The 17,645-nt window shown below is 35.9% G+C and carries 13 protein-coding genes and 1 pseudogene; all 14 read left to right on the forward strand.

What is annotated here, in order from left to right; genetic code table 11:
* Positions 1-142 precede the first annotated feature (142 nt).
* On the forward strand, positions 143-1,261 hold the full coding sequence (locus BGM26_RS00735) for a class II histone deacetylase (RefSeq protein ID WP_217037820.1): 1,119 nt from the start codon (positions 143-145) through the stop codon (positions 1,259-1,261).
* Positions 1,262-1,359: 98 nt separating this feature from the next.
* On the forward strand, positions 1,360-2,379 hold the full coding sequence (locus BGM26_RS00740) for a sugar ABC transporter substrate-binding protein (protein ID WP_217037821.1): 1,020 nt from the start codon (positions 1,360-1,362) through the stop codon (positions 2,377-2,379).
* Between the two features lie 17 nt (positions 2,380-2,396).
* Positions 2,397-3,932, forward strand: coding sequence for a sugar ABC transporter ATP-binding protein (locus BGM26_RS00745; RefSeq protein ID WP_217037822.1), 1,536 nt, complete (start codon positions 2,397-2,399; stop codon positions 3,930-3,932).
* Between the two features lie 13 nt (positions 3,933-3,945).
* The gene (locus tag BGM26_RS00750; protein ID WP_217037823.1) at positions 3,946-4,932 is read left to right on the forward strand and encodes an ABC transporter permease; all 987 of its coding nucleotides are present in this window, start codon (positions 3,946-3,948) and stop codon (positions 4,930-4,932) included.
* A gap of 24 nt (positions 4,933-4,956) precedes the next feature.
* Positions 4,957-6,339: an aminotransferase family protein gene (locus BGM26_RS00755; RefSeq protein WP_217037824.1), complete on the forward strand. Its 1,383-nt coding sequence runs from the start codon at positions 4,957-4,959 to the stop codon at positions 6,337-6,339.
* Positions 6,340-6,591: 252 nt separating this feature from the next.
* The gene (locus BGM26_RS00760) at positions 6,592-7,674 is read left to right on the forward strand and encodes a C45 family autoproteolytic acyltransferase/hydrolase (RefSeq protein ID WP_217037825.1); all 1,083 of its coding nucleotides are present in this window, start codon (positions 6,592-6,594) and stop codon (positions 7,672-7,674) included.
* A gap of 18 nt (positions 7,675-7,692) precedes the next feature.
* On the forward strand, positions 7,693-9,117 hold the full coding sequence (locus BGM26_RS00765) for an NAD-dependent succinate-semialdehyde dehydrogenase (protein ID WP_217037826.1): 1,425 nt from the start codon (positions 7,693-7,695) through the stop codon (positions 9,115-9,117).
* 117 nt (positions 9,118-9,234) lie between these two features.
* Complete coding sequence (locus tag BGM26_RS00770; protein ID WP_217037827.1) at positions 9,235-9,906, forward strand: GNAT family N-acetyltransferase; 672 nt, start codon at positions 9,235-9,237, stop codon at positions 9,904-9,906.
* Positions 9,907-10,173: 267 nt separating this feature from the next.
* Positions 10,174-11,556 (forward strand): MFS transporter, encoded by a 1,383-nt coding sequence (locus BGM26_RS00775; RefSeq protein WP_217037828.1) that lies wholly within the window; start codon positions 10,174-10,176, stop codon positions 11,554-11,556.
* 265 nt (positions 11,557-11,821) lie between these two features.
* Complete coding sequence (locus BGM26_RS00780; protein ID WP_217037829.1) at positions 11,822-12,574, forward strand: SDR family NAD(P)-dependent oxidoreductase; 753 nt, start codon at positions 11,822-11,824, stop codon at positions 12,572-12,574.
* 128 nt (positions 12,575-12,702) lie between these two features.
* Complete coding sequence (locus BGM26_RS00785) at positions 12,703-13,584, forward strand: polysaccharide deacetylase family protein (RefSeq protein ID WP_217037830.1); 882 nt, start codon at positions 12,703-12,705, stop codon at positions 13,582-13,584.
* Positions 13,585-13,910: 326 nt separating this feature from the next.
* Complete coding sequence (locus tag BGM26_RS00790; protein WP_217037831.1) at positions 13,911-14,684, forward strand: SDR family NAD(P)-dependent oxidoreductase; 774 nt, start codon at positions 13,911-13,913, stop codon at positions 14,682-14,684.
* A 543-nt stretch (positions 14,685-15,227) separates the two neighbouring features.
* Positions 15,228-15,335 (forward strand): annotated as a pseudogene (locus BGM26_RS21310) (IS200/IS605 family transposase); the annotation flags it as partial.
* A gap of 232 nt (positions 15,336-15,567) precedes the next feature.
* Positions 15,568-17,301, forward strand: coding sequence for a sigma-54 interaction domain-containing protein (locus tag BGM26_RS00795; RefSeq protein ID WP_217037832.1), 1,734 nt, complete (start codon positions 15,568-15,570; stop codon positions 17,299-17,301).
* Positions 17,302-17,645: the final 344 nt, after the last annotated feature.

Below are 17,645 nucleotides of genomic sequence, written 5' to 3' on the forward strand. Positions count from 1 at the left end.
ATTGATCTTTTGACCAATCTAAACTATTAACCTGTTCAATAATTTAAATGGTTTCTTTGATATTACTAAGTGGGAGGATAAAAGGGTTGGGTTATTGAAAAATGACTAGTTATCCTTCTACAAACTAAAGGAGGAATTTCAGATGAAGAAAAACACCGCTTATATCTATGATGAAAGTTATTTCTGGCATGACACTGGTTCCGGAGCATTATTTATTCCATCCGGAGGATATGTTGAACCAGATAGATATGTTGAAAGCCCGGAGTCTAAGAGACGTGTAAAAAATCTTATGGATAGATGTGGATTTACAAAGGAACTTCAGGTAATCACACCTCGACCTGCCACTAGAGAAGAAATTCAATATTATCATACTGCTGAGTATGTTGATAAAATAAAAAAATTAAGTGATGCAGGTGGTGGAGATGCAGGTGATTCAGCTACACCTTTTGGTAAAGGTTCCTACGAGATAGCGTTGTTATCCGCTGGGGGCGGAATTACGGCGGTTGATTCCGTTATGAATGAAAAGGTAAAGAATGCTTATGTAATGTCTAGACCTGCTGGGCACCATGCTGAGGCAGATTGTGGCAGGGGATTCTGCATCTTCAATAATGCCGTAATTGCAGCCGAATACGCAAAACAAAAATATGGTTTAGAAAGAATAATGATACTTGATTGGGACGTTCATCATGGAAATGGTACAGAAACTGCATTTTACAACGACCCGAGTGTGTTATTTGTATCAATTCATCAAGAATATAATTTTCCAACAGATCGGGGATTTGTGGAGCATATAGGAAAAGGCGAAGGAAAAGGATTTAATATCAATATACCGCTTCCAACCGGTACATCAAATGAAGGTTATCTGTATGCCTTTGAAAAAGTGCTTGTTCCTGTTGCAGACCAATTCAAACCGGAATTAATTATCGTTTCTGCGGGTCAGGATCCAAATATTTATGATCCTCTTTCTAGTATGATGGTAACTTCCGAAGGCTTCAGAAGAATGGCTGAAATTACAAAAGGTATTGCTGAAAGACATTGTAATGGGAAAATGATTGCACTTCATGAAGGTGGCTATAGTGCCGCGTATGTCCCGTTCTGCACCTTAGCGGTAATGGAAGCCATGAGTGAATTAGACTCAGGGGTTGAAGATCCTTTTAATGTATTTTTTACAGATATGGTTCCAATTAAACGTCTAATGGAACATCAAAAGTCTGTTGTTCACGATGTAATTGAGATACTTACACCTTATTGGGATTTTTAATATAAATATAATTGGGAAGAAATACGCTATTTTAATAGTATTTAATTGTCATTGGATAAAATTGGTTGATATTAAATTTAACGTGGAGGAATAACTTAATGATAAAACAATTAATAGTATTATTTTCTTTAATAATTGTTTTGGGTGCTTGTAGCTCTTCTAATCAGGCAACAAATAACGGAAGTAATGAAATGAATGATAGCAAAGATAATGTTAGAAAAAGAATTGCCTTTTTTTCATCTGGGTCTAATACAACCTATGAACAGGTAGCCTTCGAACAAGCTAAAGAAACGGCTAAAGAGTTGGAAATGGACTTAGATATTTTTGATGCAAGTTATGATGCCCTTAAACAATTGGGACAGATTCAAAATGCGATTACCTCTAATAAATATAATGGTTTTGTAGTTCAGGCTAATGACGGAAATCAGTTGTGCAAAATTGTTACTGAGGATGCAGCAAAAAAGGGAATTGCTATCTCTACAATTAATATTGAACTTTGTGGTGAACATAATAATGCAGCCAAAAATACAATTACATTTGTAGGTGGTCAAGGTATTGGCGTTTACCAAGGTATTCTTAAAAAGATATTCAGTGATAACCCAGAAGGGGGGAAAATAGCTGCGATCGGTGGACCAGCTACTGGAGCGAACTACTTAAATATGCAGGCGGCATTTGAACTTGAATTGCCAAATTATCCGAATTGGGAGTTAGTAGGAATGCATGCTACCGATTATACTGCTAATAATGCGAATCAGGTTGCGCAAAACGTGTTACAAGCCCATAAAGATTTGAATGTTATTTTTTCCAATTACTCTGGAATGACAGTGGGCGTAGTGTCAGCAAAAGAAAGTTTGAAGCGAGACGATGTAAAAATATATGATTTTGGGGGAGATAAGTGGGCATTTGAAGCTGTAAAAAATGGCAAAATTGAATTGACTGCCACTATGCTCCCAAGAAGGGAAATTGAACTCGGTATCTTGGCTCTACATGATTATTTTAATGGAAAAGAAGTACCTAAGTTTTTTGATTTATCTAAAGAGGATACTTTACCAGGGACACCGTATGTGGAAAAAAGTAATATTGAGGAATTTGAGTCAAGAAGCTTCCCTCAATACTAATAGGAGTGGGGTTATATATGGCCAATATTGTATTTCAATCTGATAATAGCATAGGAACATCCGCTATTAATATAACTAACCTAATAAAAAGATATGGAAACTTTTACGCAAATAATAACATTAATTTAGAAATAAATAAGGGTGAAGTACATGCGTTAGTTGGCCAAAATGGGGCGGGTAAATCGACTTTATTGGGGATATTATCTGGACGTATTGCTCCGACCAGTGGTAGTGTTCATGTATTTGGTAAAGAGTTACACTATGGCGATCCAAGATCTTCTAGGCATTCAGGAATAGCAACCATTTATCAGGAATTAACTATCATCCCTAATTTAATGGCTGTAGAAAATGTCTTTTTAGGGCAGACCATTAGCCGTTACGGTTTCTTATCGAAGGAAAAAATGTATAGCAAATTTAATGAAATTTCTCAAATTATGGGGGTAGATATTCCCCCGTCTATTTTGGCTAGTCGACTTTCTATTGCTGATCAACAAATTTTAGAGATTATGAGAGGGATTCAATCAAATGCAAAAATAATATTACTTGATGAACCCACAGCATCCCTTGCTCCGCCTGAGAGGGAATCTCTTCTTAATACAATTAAATCGCTCCGCAGTAAGGGGATAACTATCATTTATGTTAGTCATAATTTAGAAGAGGTAATTGACATAAGTGACAAAATAACAGTCTTTAGAGATGGAGAAAAAGTCATTACAATGCCAAAAGACTTTTGGACGAAAGAAAAATTAGTCGCCAATATGCTAGGTCAAGAAAATGTAAACGAATATTTGAAATTCGATAAAGATGAGAATAGGGATGTATTAAAAGATAGAAAGGAAATTATTAGTTGTAGAAATGTTACAGTTCCTGGGATCATAGAATCAATTAATCTCAATGTCTCTTCAGGTGAAATTGTTGGCATAGGGGGGCTTGTTGGTTCTGGCAGAAGCACCTTTGTAAGGGCTTTAGCGGGGTTAGAACCTTCCTCATCTGGTCAGTTGGTAATTGGAGGAAAAAAGGAAAAATGGCCAACATCACCAAGAATGTCAATAAAGTATGGTATTGCCTTTGCCCCGGAAGACAGAAAGGGCCAAGGTCTTGTTCTAGGGTTATCTGCCCGTGAGAATATCAATATGGTTAATTTTAAACAAGTAAGTAAATGGGGCTTTTATTTGAATAAGTCAGCAAGTAATATTGCTCAAGATTTTTCTGAACAATTTGGTTTGACCAGATCCATTAAATTGGAGTGTAGAAACCTTTCAGGTGGAAACCAACAAAAAGTTCTTTTGTCAAAGGTTTGTAATATAAAACCAAAAGTTTTAATTGTTGACGAGCCAACTCGTGGAATTGATTTAGGAGTAAAAAAAGATGTAATAAAAATACTAAGAGAACTAGCCAGCCAGGGAATGGGGATAATAGTCATTTCATCCGAACTGGAAGAGGTAGTTGCTGTAAGTGACAAAGTAATTGTTTTCTCAAAGGGAAGAATGGTTAAAGAATTGAACAGTAAAGAGGAAATTAGTGTTAGTAATATTCTGAAATCTACTTTCTAGGGAGGACAAAATAGTGTTAGATTACAAAGTTAATATAGAGCAAAATAAAATGTTTAAGCCCAAAAAAAATATAAACCATTTATTTTTGGAGTATGGTACAGTAGTTGCGTTTATTATAATAATAGTTGCTGCAACAATTCTATATCCTAGATTTCTTGTACCAGAAAATCTTTTAAACATATATAGCCAATTATCAATCATTGGCGTAATGAGTATTGGTATGACCTTCGTGCTAATAACAGGTGGCCTTGATATGTCTGTGGGTGGGATATATGCCGCTAGTGCAGTTCTTGTAGCTAGCCTTGCAGACAGTTTACCATTAGTAATAGTTATGGTAATTACGATACTTTTTGGTTTCACATTAGGCTTACTAAATGGAATAGTCGTAACGAAATTTAATGTACCAGCATTTATTGCAACGCTAGGTTCGGGTTCAATATTTACTGGGATGGCATTGCTGTATTCTAAATCTCAACCTTTTTATGTAGAAAAAACCTCATTTCAATGGATAGGATCGGGTTATGTTAGTGTTATTCCGGTATCCGTGATCCTTTTATTTTTAGCCTATATTATAGCCGGGGTAATACTAACTTTCACAACTTTTGGTCGATCATTATTTTCAATTGGGGGAAATAAGGAGGCTAGTAGATTATCTGGCCTTCGAGTTAATGGGATTACAACCTCTGTTTATGGGATAAGCGGAATATGCGCAGCTATAAGTGGGATTATAATCGCATCTAGATTAGGACAAGGTCAGGCAAATATTGGAGAGACAATAGTCCTGGATGTGATTGCCGCAGTAGTAATTGGTGGGACATCATTATATGGAGGACAGGGTGCAATATGGAGAACATTCATCGGTGGATCGACCCTAATTATACTATCAAATGTATTTGATAGTATGGCAATGAGCCCTTACTGGCAATCCATATTTAAAGGAATAATAATAATAGGGGCTGTAATGTTTGATTTTTATACTAGGTCTAAGCTTAATAAATAAATATAACAAATGGAGGTAATATTAATGGTTGTTAAACCTTATCAAAGTCAAACTGAGATTGATCATTTAGTTGAGTTGGATAGAAAACATTTTTTGCATCCAACGACTATACCAAAAATTCATGCTGAACAAGGACCAAAGATTATCTTTTCAGAAGGAAATGGAATCTACGTTAAAGATGTATATGGCGACACTTATATTGATGGGGTATCAATGCTTTGGAATGTTAACTTAGGACATGGCCAGCAGGAACTGGCTGAAGTAGCGAGAGAGCAAATGGCAAAACTAGCTTATAATTCCAACTTTATCAGTTATTCAAATGAACCTGCAATTCGTTTGGCAGAAAAGTTAGTATCAATTGCTCCAGGTGATTTACAATCTGTCTTCTATACGTCAGGTGGTTCGGAATCAAATGATACCGCATTTAAATTATCAAGGTTCTATTGGGAAATAAAGGGGCTTCCTAAGAAAAGGAAAATAATTGCGTTAGAAAATGGCTATCATGGGGTTACGATTGCTGCTCAAACAGCTACAGCGATTCCGAACTTCCATGCATTCACAAACTCTAGTATTTTAGAAGTATTTCATGCGAAGCCTCATTTAACAAATTGCGAAAAAGGCGATAAGAATGATCCAAATTATGAAGGATGTATAAGAGATATCGTTGAAAAAGAGGGGGCTGACACGATTGCAGCCATTATTCTAGAACCTATACAGGGCTCTGGTGGTGTACATATTCCTCCACCAGGATACATTCAAGCGGTACGTGATCTTTGTAATGAGTTTGATATTCTTTTCCTTGCGGACGAAGTCATCTGTGGGTTTGGCCGCACCGGAAAGATGTTTGGTGTTGACAATTGGGATGTTGTTCCAGATTTATTGTGTTTTGCAAAAGGAGTATCAAGTGGCTATTCACAATTAGGCGGTGTCCTTCTTCGTGAAATAATTCATCAAACCATTGCTGAATATGAGGGGCTATTAAGCCATGGTTTTACCTATAGTGGACATGCGACATCATGCGCAGTAGCGTTGAAAAACATTGAAATTCTTGAAAGAGACAATCTTGTTGAGCATACGAAAAATATGGAAATAGAATTGAAAAAAGGATATGAATACTTAAAGAAAAGTCACAAGATTGTTACAAAGGATAGAGCGTTAGGGTTACTTTCAGCATTTGAACTGTATGAAGACCCTGATTCAGGAAAGCCTTTTGATATATCGGTTCAGGCAGCATCAAAAGTGGGAGAGGAATGCTTTAAACGTAAGCTTCTTATTCGACCAATTAGAGTGGCGGAGGGAAAGAATATTATTGCAATTGCGCCCCCACTTGTCATTCAAAAGCAGGAAATCGAAGACATTATCAATCGATTGGATGACTCTTTAACTGCTTCTAAGAAGACCTTTTAATAAACCGGCCTGCAGGAAAAAGAAGCAAAATGATTAGGGTTAGATTGTTTTTAATTAACAGAAAATTAAGAATAGCTACAAGAACATATCGAAGTGATATTTCCTAATAATATTGATTGTTTATCAAGTCCAGGGATTAAAAGATTCAGATCAATACGAAAAATATGAATTGTAATAGCATTTGAAGATTATTATTCATTGTGCAAGTGCTTAGGCTCTTGAAAGCCCAAATTCAGAAAGGGATGCTTTTAAATGTTAAATAAAATAGTACTTAAAGGCTCTGCAAAAGAAATTGGCATTCAGCATGGAAACCTAGGAAAAAAAGAAGTGATTCAAAGTTTAGAAACGTATGAAAAGCTATTCTATGGCTATCAAAAACTGAAATGGTCTCAAGCAAAAGAAGCAGCATTAAGTCATTTAGACGCCATTGAGAAATTTGACATACAGTATGTGGAGGAAATGGAGGGAGTTGCTAAAGGAGCAGGGGTTGAATTTGAGGATATTTTAGCGCTTAATGCACGGAGTGAAATTGCGCTAGCAAACTATAATGGAAGTTCCTTTTCAGATGGGTGCACAGCAATTGCTATTACTTCCCCACTTATTCAAGACACAATACTCGGTCAAAACTGGGATTGGAAGTCTCAACAAAAAAAGAGTTTGTTATTATTCGAAATTCATAAACCTTCTAAACCGGTTGTCACAATGATTACTGAAGGGGGACTTATTGGGAAAGTTGGGATGAATTCAAATGGAATGGGAATTTGCTTTAATGCCCTATTAACGGACAAAAAAAATAATCAAATACCAATCCATTTTGGTTTACGTTCGGTGTTAGATTCATATTCCTTACCTGAGGCTATCTCTAAAATAAAAGGAGGAAATATTGCCGCGGCCGCAAGCTTCTTAATCGGAAGTGATGATGGTGAAGGAAATGGAATGGCTGTTAATATTGAAGTTTCACCATTTGGCATCGACATGGTCGGCGACAATGATGGAAGACTTGTACATACAAATCATATCCTTTCTGAAGCAATAAAAAAGAATGTAAGTGATCGGAATGAATTTGTATTTGAAGATTCAATGCTTAGAAAGAAACGAGCAGAACAACTGATTAACTTGAGTATAAAAAATAAAGAGAATATTAATATGGATACATTTAAAGAATGGTTTTCAGATCAATTTAATGCACCAAACTCAATTAATCATTTTGAAAATGAACAAGCGCCTGAGCATCGAAGAATGGAAACTGTTTTTTCGATCATTATGAATCTTTCTAAAAGAAAAATGGAAATTTGCGTAGGAAAGCCATCGGAATCAGAGTATATAGAAATTTAATGTACGAGGGGGAACAGCATGCTGTATATAAATGGTGAATGGAAGCGCTCAAATACTGGTGAAACGTTAGCAGTTTTCAATCCAGCTACTGGGGAAAAACTTGCAGATGTCGCTTCATGCAATCGAGAAGAAGTAAAGGAAGCTATCGAAGCTGCTCACAATGCTTATCAATTATGGAAGAACACAATTGGCCTGGAGCGTGCAGAGCTATTAAAAATAGTGGCAAATTTAATTAGAGAAAATAGTGAAGAAATTGCAAAAACAATTACAAGGGAAATGGGAAAACCAATCAATGAAGCAAGACGTGAAATAATTAGTGGCTCAAATTATATAGAATGGTTTGCGGAAGAAGCAAAGCGCATATACGGTGAGACAATTCCAGCCCCTTCTGCCGACAAGCATTTAATGCTCATTGATCAGCCGGTTGGGGTCATTGCGGCAATTACACCTTGGAATTTTCCGTTATCAATGATTACCAGGAAAATTGCCCCTGCCTTAGCAGCTGGATGCACTGTGATATTAAAACCAGCCCCCTCCACACCACTTACAGCGATAAAGGTGTTTGAGTATATACATAAGGCAGGATTTCCAAAAGGGGTTGCTAATTTAGTGATTGGCCCTGCTGAAGAAATTGGAGCTGAATTTACAAATAATCCTCTTGTACGCAAATTAACATTTACAGGTTCAACAGCTGTAGGAAAAAAACTGATGAGAGACTCGGCTGATACAGTTAAAAAGATTTCAATGGAGCTTGGGGGTCATGCCCCATTTATCGTCTTTGAGGATGCAGATATTGAAGCTGCTGTTAATGGTGCGATAAGTACAAAATTTGTAAACAACGGTCAAACGTGTATTTGTACAAATCGGGTATATGTCGCTGAACAAATAGCAGAGGAATTCGGTAAAAGACTCGCAGAAAAAGCAGCACAATTAAAAGTAGGAAATGGAATGGATGATGATACACAAGTAGGTCCGCTTATAAATGAGCAAGCTTTAAATAAGGTTAAAAGCCATGTTGAGGACGCCATTGTACATGACGGTCAGATAATATGTGGCGGAGAAACGCTTGAACCTCCTGGTCTTAATGGTTGTTTTTATAAACCAACAGTTATTAATCATGCAAATGAAAAGATGAAGATTGCAACAGAAGAAACATTTGGACCTATTGTTCCGCTATTTACATTTAATTCAGAAGAAGAAGTTATTAAACGAGCAAATAATTCGAACTATGGTCTTGCTGCATATTGCTATACAAGCAATCTTGGCAGAGCAATGCGTATGATGAAGGAATTACAATATGGAATTATAGGTATTAATGATCCAGCTCCTATTGCAACACAGTCTCCTTTTGGAGGGCTAAAAGAGAGTGGCATTGGAAAAGAAGGGGGAAAACAAGGAATACAAGAGTTTCTAGAGAAGAAATTTATTTCCATCCAAATTTGATTTTATTTTGACTTTTATTAGGGATAGTTACTGATATGTGAAGTTTGATAAGTAAACTAACCATTCTTTGAATAAAAAAACAATAGAAATTTCACTTAAATAAGGGGTGGAGGGAATATGGGAAATAAGGGCAATAAAGTGGAGGAACTTAGTAATTTAACAGTAGACCATCCTGATTTTTTTGTTCGAAATAGTAGGTTAGAAGATGTAGAACGGCTTGTAGAACTTGCAAGATTGAGCTTTAATCCTTCAGAAATAGCGTTTACTAAGGGAAATTTTTGCAGACAAATTGAAACCTTCCCAGAGGGGCAAATATGCGTAGAATACAAAGGAGACATTATTGGTTCGTGTTCAAGCGTCATTGTAAATATAGAGGATTACCCAAAGGAGCATACATTAAAAGAGATTTCAGATAACGGAAATATCCAAAACCATAATGTGAATGGCAAGCATTTATATGGCATTGATGTTATTGTTCATCCTAACTTCAGACAGAGGAAGATTGGAAAAAGACTATATGAAGCAAGAAAACAAGTTTGTAAGAAACTAGACTTGCAATCGATAATATATGGCGGACGGATTCCGTATTATCAAAAGTATGCTGAAACTATGGCTGTGGAGGACTATGTAGATAAGGTTATTGAAGGAAAAATTTATGATCCAGTGCTTACATTTCAGTTAAAGAATGGATTTCAATTCAAGCATATTATGCCTAATTATTTGCCAACGGATAGTGAATCGATGTTTTATGCTACGTTTATGGAATGGAAAACGGGCTCAATTAAATAGCTTCCTAATTTTAGCCGGTCAATCTATGGTACTGAATGGTAAAGTAGACCAGTATCGTATCCGTAGTTTGGAATTCAATAAAGGATCGAATATCCCTAACATGGAACTAGCTTATGTGTGAGCGGTTTCTATATGCATTACCAATATCAATTCCTAAAAATATGATTTCTATATTTATACATTAAATACCATGATATGGGGTAACAACCAGTAGGTGAATTATATAAGTGAATTAGAAAATTTCCTATACAATAGGGGGAAGCTCATATGGGTGTAAGTGGCCAAACTCGAGTGGTTTCAGATATTGGTAAACATATTTCTGAAATAAACGCACGTATTGATAGATTACCTGCATTAGGACTTGGTAGATTTACTTTTTTGGTGATTGGTTTATCATATTTTTTTGTATATTTCGACATCAGTGTTATAGGATTCACATTACCTAAATTAACTGAAGTGTTTAATTTAACAGCGACACAGGCTGCTTATCCAGTTACCTTGTATTTGCTTGGATATGTAGTCGGGGATTATTTATTATCACTGGTTGCGGATCGTCTAGGGCGACGAAAAGCCCTGTTATATACTGTATTAATTGTTGCTGTAGGAGGATTGTTTTCAGCTTTTGCTTGGGATCTATGGTCATTAGCAATATTCCGATTTATAACAGGTGTTGGAACGGGTGCTGAAATAGCTATAGCATCTACGATTGTTACTGAATTTTCTCCTTCAAAAACTAGAGGAAAATACCTGCAACTAATGTATTTTTGGGGGGCTGCAGGACTAACGATTACTCCATTTATTTCCTTGGCTTTAATAGATCTAGATAATGGCTGGCGAATTATATTCGGTTTAGGTGCATTAGTAGCAGTGATTTTGATTTTTATGAGATCACGTTATCTTCCGGAATCGCCAAGATGGTTAATACTTAATGGCAAATCAGAAGAAGCTGAACAGTTAGTTTCTGAAATGGAACATAATGTTAGACGAAAAACTGGTATGGAATTGCCTCCTGTCCCTGTAGTTCCACCAGAGGAGGAAGCTCGCGGAAGTATAACTAAAACTTTGTTTTTACCACCATATTTAAATCGAACTGTTGTTACATTGGCATTTTGGTTAGTTTGGCTTATAACTACTTACGCTTACCTCAGTTATGCACCAACAATATTAATTGAAGCTGGGAACACTGCGTCCTCTGGACTCCTTTTCACTGCTTTAGGTTATTTGGGTACACCGGTTGGGGCACTGATTGCACTGCTTCTAATAGACAAAATGGAAAGAAAGTACTTTATGTTTTTGGTTACATTGGCGTTTGCAATTGGATTATGTATCATGACAATAACTTCAAGTAACCTCTTTGTAATATCTGGTGCGTTTATATGTTCAATGATGGTCGCAGCAAATTCCGCAGGTTATGTTTATATGGCCGAGATATATCCAACACGTGTAAGGACTACTGGTGTGGCCATTACTGAAGGTGGAGGACAAATAGGCGGAATCATCGCTCCTTTCTTAACAGTTGCCTTATTGGCCCAAATCGGTGGGATAGGAACATTATATGTACTAGCTGCGATAGTTTTATTTTCAGGATTTATAATACTAATTGGTGGGATGAAGACTACCGGTAAAGAACTAACAAAAATTGCAGATTAGTGGTATTAGACAAAAAGATTAATATGGGGGGGTTCCCACTTTAATGCCTTGATGGATTGAAAGAAAGGAACTCCTTCTTTTTTAAAGTTATTTAAAAAAATATATCTTTTATAGGAACGTAAACAAGGATATATATTTTTTGATACTAAATATTCATTACCTATGGGTAATAAACCTGGGATGAAAAGACACTTTAATTGGGTAATTCCAGGTCAGTGGTACTCATATCAAAATATTTTTTGAAATTATAAAGTGAGGGGAAAAAATGTCCCGTTTAAATGGAAAAGTTTCAATAATCACTGGAGCGGCAGGAGGCATTGGAAAAGCAACAGCAAAAAAGTTCGCACAAGAAGGATGTAAGGTAGTCCTTACAGATGTTGATTACGAGTCAGTTCTTAAGATAAAGGATGATATTGTCTTCGAAGGTTTTGATGCAGTGGCTGTTGTTCATGACGTTTCCTCTGAGAAGGATTGGAAAAATGTAATTGATAAAACGCTTCAACAATACGATTACGTTAACGTATTGATAAATAATGCAGGTATAGGAGATATTGAGGGAATATTAGATACCAATTTAGATCAATGGGAGAGAGTGCAGGCAATTAACTTACGCAGTGTTTTTCTAGGGATGAAATATGTGATACCTGAAATGAAGAAGGTAAAAGGTGGATCGATAATTAATATCTCCTCAATTTACGCAATGATTGGGGAAGGAAGAAGTGCTGCATATCATGCTTCAAAGGCTGGTATCATGGGATTAACGAAAACGGCTGCCGTTGAACTAGCAAAAGACTACGTTCGAGTAAACACTATTCATCCAGGTGTAATTGAAACTCCAATGAACAAAGAAATAATTGAAGATAAAAAAACAAAAAATGAACTTAATAATTTAACACCTTGGCCTATTTTTGGGGAACCAAAAGACATTGCTTATGGAGCTCTTTATCTTGCATCTGATGAATCAAAGTTTGTTACTGGAAGCCAATTGGTTATTGATGGTGGATATACTGCTAAATAATATCGACTTAATGTCACATTACTTTAAAGACAGTATCTTAAAGCTAGATTATGATTAAATCTCCGTTAAGTTAGCGTAAAAATATATAGTCAAGGTGAATTACCTATTAAAATATGGGAGGTTTTTTTATGCAAATTTCAGGTAAAGTCAAACTGCCAAAAGGAAAACGTGTAGCGGTAAACATTGGATGCGATTTTGATGCAGCATCAGTTTGGCTAGGAGCCTATAAGCTTTTTTCTCCTGCCTATATGTCAAGGGGGGAATTTGGAGCCGAAGTTGGTACACCCCGGTTGCTTAAATTATTTGACAGGTATCATATAAAAACTTCTTGGTGTATTCCTGGCCATACAGTAGATACACATACAGATATTTGTAAGGAAATTGTTGCTAAAGGTCACGAGATTTGTCATCATGGTTACGCACATGAGAGCGTCACGGAATTATCCTACGATGAAGAAAAAGCTGTTATGGAAAAAGGCTTAACAGCCCTACAAAGTATAGGGGTTACTCCTAGAGGGTATCGCTCACCTGATTGGGATTTTAGTCAAAACACACTTGCGATATTGGAAGAATACGGTTTTAGATATGATAGTAGTTTAATGGGAAATGATTTTTATCCATATCGAATTCGTCCTGTCAATGTTAATTTAGAAAAAGGAAATACTTACGGACCACCAAGTGAAATATTAGAAATACCAGTATCGTGGTATTTAGATGACTTTCCAACACAGGAACATATAAGTGACAGAGGAGCAGAAGGCTTAAGATCCGTTCATGAAGTTTTTGACCGATGGAAATCGACATTTGATTACGCCTGTAATATTGAAGGCGCAAGTTTTGTCTTAACACTTCATCCACAAACTAGTGGTCGAGCACATTTTATTAAAGAGTTAGAACAGTTTATACAATATATGGAGTCAAATGGTGCGTGGTTTACCACTTTAGGAGAAATATACGATACTTTTGAAGAAACTAGCGTCGGGGCGAATAAATATTTTAATAATGTGTAAGAAAATCATGACTTGTGAGCACATTGAATAAGAATTCCAAGGATTGTACGTAAATGTTTTACGTTTAATCGATAGGTCTCAAAATATCTGAGTATCAGGGAATCTAGGATAAACATGATGATTACGGATAACGTGGCTATCGGCAAGGGGAAGAGAATAAGTTGTGAGATAGCACTCATTTCAGCACGCCGTAGGAAATTAATATGGGTTTCAAGGTTTCTGGAATACAGTTTCCATACTCCAGTGCCTTTTTGATGATTATTCAAACTTTTTTAGAATTTCAAATTTGTGGAGGGATTTAAAATATTGGTTAGGAGGGTATAAAAGTGAGTTTTAAAGGAAAGGTAGTGGTAGTTACGGGAGCCGCGGGGGAAATTGGAAAGGAAACAGTAAAACTTTTTGCGGAAAAAGGAGCAAAGTTAGTTCTTGTTGATTTAGATGCGGAGAATCTAAAAAAAACAGCTTTTGATTTAGCCCTACAAAAAGATAAATATCTTATTGTAAAAGCGGATGTTACAAAAGAAGAAGATGTTCAAAAGTATGTAGAAGAAAGTAAAATAAGGTTCGGGAAAATTGATGTTTTTTTTAATAATGCAGGTGTTATTGGAAAATTAGCGAATTTAACAGAGCAAGAGGCAAGTAATTTAGACTTAGTGTTAAACGTCAATGTTAAAGGAGTTTTTTACGGATTGAAACATGTTTTAAAAGTAATGATTGATCAACAGGATGGCTCGATAATTAATATGTCTTCAGTTGCAGGTTTAGCAGGTTCTCCAGGCCTATCTCCGTATGTCGCTTCAAAGCATGCGGTTATTGGTTTAACCAAAACGGCCGCTTTAGAAGTTGCTAGCAAGGGTGTTCGTATAAATGCAGTATGTCCAGATCCAGTTAATACTAAAATGGCAAAAGAAGTAGAAAAATGGTTAGCTCCAGAGGATTCTTCAAAAAATCAAAAAGAAAAATATACTTCAACATTACCTTTGAAGAGATATGCTGAACCAAAAGAAATAGCCGAGCTGGTGATGTTTTTGGCCTCCAATAAAGCATCCTATATCAATGGAAGCTGTTATACAATAGATGGTGGTACAACGGCGGGCTAAATATTACAAATAAGTAGTTTAGAATGCACATTCCTTAGCGTAAATTTTATTTTGAAAAGAGGAAACTTGCGCATTCCGTTTGTTTCCTCTTGAATAATATATCCGGACAGGTGTTATCGTGAGCTTTCGGTGATTGGATAATGCTATATTCTAAAAATGTTCACCCGTAAATAGTATATCTTAAACAAGATTACAAAAAAATTAGCGCAGGAATTACTTTCCTATTTGGCCTGTTGCAACCACTTTTGCGAGTCCGGATACTATGTCTTAATCCGATAAGATAATTTCATACCTTCTAACCAATTGGTATTTTAGCTGTTTTTCAGGGGTGTCTTCCTTGCCTTGGTTAAATGATTTTGGGGTTTATCCGAGATACTTGTAAAAATATGTACCGACAAAACATCAGATATACACTAATACAACTTTTGGAAGTAAAACCTTGAATTTTTCACTTTGAGCGGAAAATTCAAGGTTTTATTTATGTAAACGAAAACCCTAGGCTAGGCCTAGAGTTCCAAACTAGGCAAGTGGCTAAAAGCATCTCTGTGCGTCCGTATCCTACCTAAGTTAAGTGTGTCCAATTTTGTAAGTTATTTAAGGGGAAGAAGTAGTTTAATGATTTTTGATCGACATGCGATCTATCGATTTAAGAATGCTGTTTTAACTTTTTAAGCAGATTGTTTACTAAATCTATCGACAATTAATTATTCAATAGAACGAGAAAAAATTCCTTTGGATTCTTTTTGTCCAGACTCTAACAGGAAGAGAGGAGTTAGTTGTAGAATAATATTATTGGGAAATTTGTTAACTCTGAATATTCCACCTATAAACTTTTCCTTCAATTACTGATCCAATGAGCCTTTCTAAAAAAGGAGTGAACTAAATGAATATAAGAGATTATTTCATCAGAGATGCGATTTGTGTTCAATGGCCTGCGACATTTCAGCAAATTTTAATGGAGGCTGTTAAATCAAACTATAATTGGTTTGTGCTATGTTCAAACCAGGAGATTGTCGGTTGCATTAGGCGTGAAGCGTTTTATGAAAAATTAAAAGAGATCGATTTGACCAAAATACATATGGTATCAATTGATAGTTTAACAACGGACGTTTCAGTTTTATATAAAGAGGATTCAATCCAACCGCTTTATCAAGATAATAAGATAATTGTTATTAAGAACAAAAATGATGAGGTTCAAGGGGTAATTGATTGGGAGTCTGACGGAAATATTCACGATCTTACGTCAAATGATGAGTGGTTTATGAAAGAGATGCAGACCATTTTTGAACAGTATTATGAAAGTGTGTTTGTCACAGATAAGACAGGAAAAGTTATTCGGGTTACTTCTAACGATGACCAACAGCATTTGGGGGAAAATGTGTTTGACCTTGAAAAGAAGAAGATCTTCTACCCGTCTATCACTGCTAAAGTTTTAAGGTCGGGCAAGCGCGAAAATGGTTTGCAGTATACAAATACAGGTGAGATTTTTGATATTGAATCGATACCTATTAAAAATAACGAAGGAGAGGTGGTTCGGGTTGTTTCTATAACAAAGGATTCATCTGAAATTAATGATCTTAATCAGAAATTAAAGGAGTCAATTAATTTGATAGAAAATTACCAAAGGGAGGTTGCGCGTTTTCACCAAGAAAAATACGAAGAAAAGCAATTTATTTATAAAAGTAAGAAAATGGAGAAGTTGTATGAACTTATTAGGTCTGTGTCGTCTGTAGACGCCTCTGTTCTTATTTTGGGTGAAACAGGTGTAGGGAAACAAGTGATCGCAAATCAAATCCACCTAAAAAGTAATAGAAATGATAAGCCGTTTATTACAGTCAATTGTGGGGCAATTCCAGAAAACCTGTTGGAATCTGAATTATTCGGATATGAGGAAGGGGCTTTTTCGGGGTCAAGAAAAGGTGGGAAATTGGGGATATTTGAGCTTGCAGATAAAGGAACGCTCTTTTTGGATGAAATTGGTGAGTTGCCACTATCGCTTCAGGTAAAGCTTCTACGAGCCTTACAGGAACGTGTAATTATGAGGGTTGGTGGTACAAAAGAAAAGAAAGTAGATGTAAGAATTATTACAGCTACAAATAAAGACCTAAATCAAATGGTTAAAGATGGAGCCTTTCGTGAAGATCTGTACTATCGCATTAATGTTGTACCTATCCAAATTCCTAGCCTTAGAGATAGAAAGGAAGATATAGAAAAACTGGCTTTTCATTTCCTTGCTATATTTAATCAAAAATACCGAAAAAATATCATTCTAAATCCTGCACATTTACAAAAATTATTAGCGTATTCATGGCCCGGGAATGTAAGGGAGTTGGAAAATACGATAGAACGATTTGTAGTAATGGAAAAGTCTATTTTTTTTGATGAAAAGGAAACGGGATCGTTGCAAATGACTCCTATTGAAGTGGACGACCAACATCTTCCCAATTTATTAGAATACATGGAAAGGGTTGAAAAAGAACTTTTGTTAAGGGTAATGAGCCGTCATCACACAACAAGGGAAATGGCGCAAAGTCTTGGTGTTAACCAATCTACTATCGTTAGAAAGTTACAAAAGCATGGCCTTGAAAGAAATATGCTAAATAAGGTAATTAGATAAAAGACGGCATTTTTCTTTCATTTTGTGTACGACCTGTAAAAACATATTTTTTGAATGACTCATTATTTATTAAAAATTGATGCATACAAGCATTTTCTTTGATGCAGGATGCCATCATTCGAGTCTGTGTTTATAATGAAGATTCAGTAAAATCAGTTTACTTAGGGAAGTTTAAATTGGCATACTTCTTGCATTATTTTTAAGAAGAATAATTAAGTTTATCAGATTAATAAGAAGAGAGAGGAAATCCTAGATTTGTAATATCGAATTTGGAAGGTGTAAATGTAAGCGCTGCAAATTAAGCAAATACATTGCAGTACGAATAAATCATGACGAGGTGTTAA

The sequence above is a fragment of the Bacillus sp. FJAT-29790 genome (assembly GCF_019039215.1).
Lineage (GTDB): Bacteria > Bacillota > Bacilli > Bacillales > Cytobacillaceae > Cytobacillus.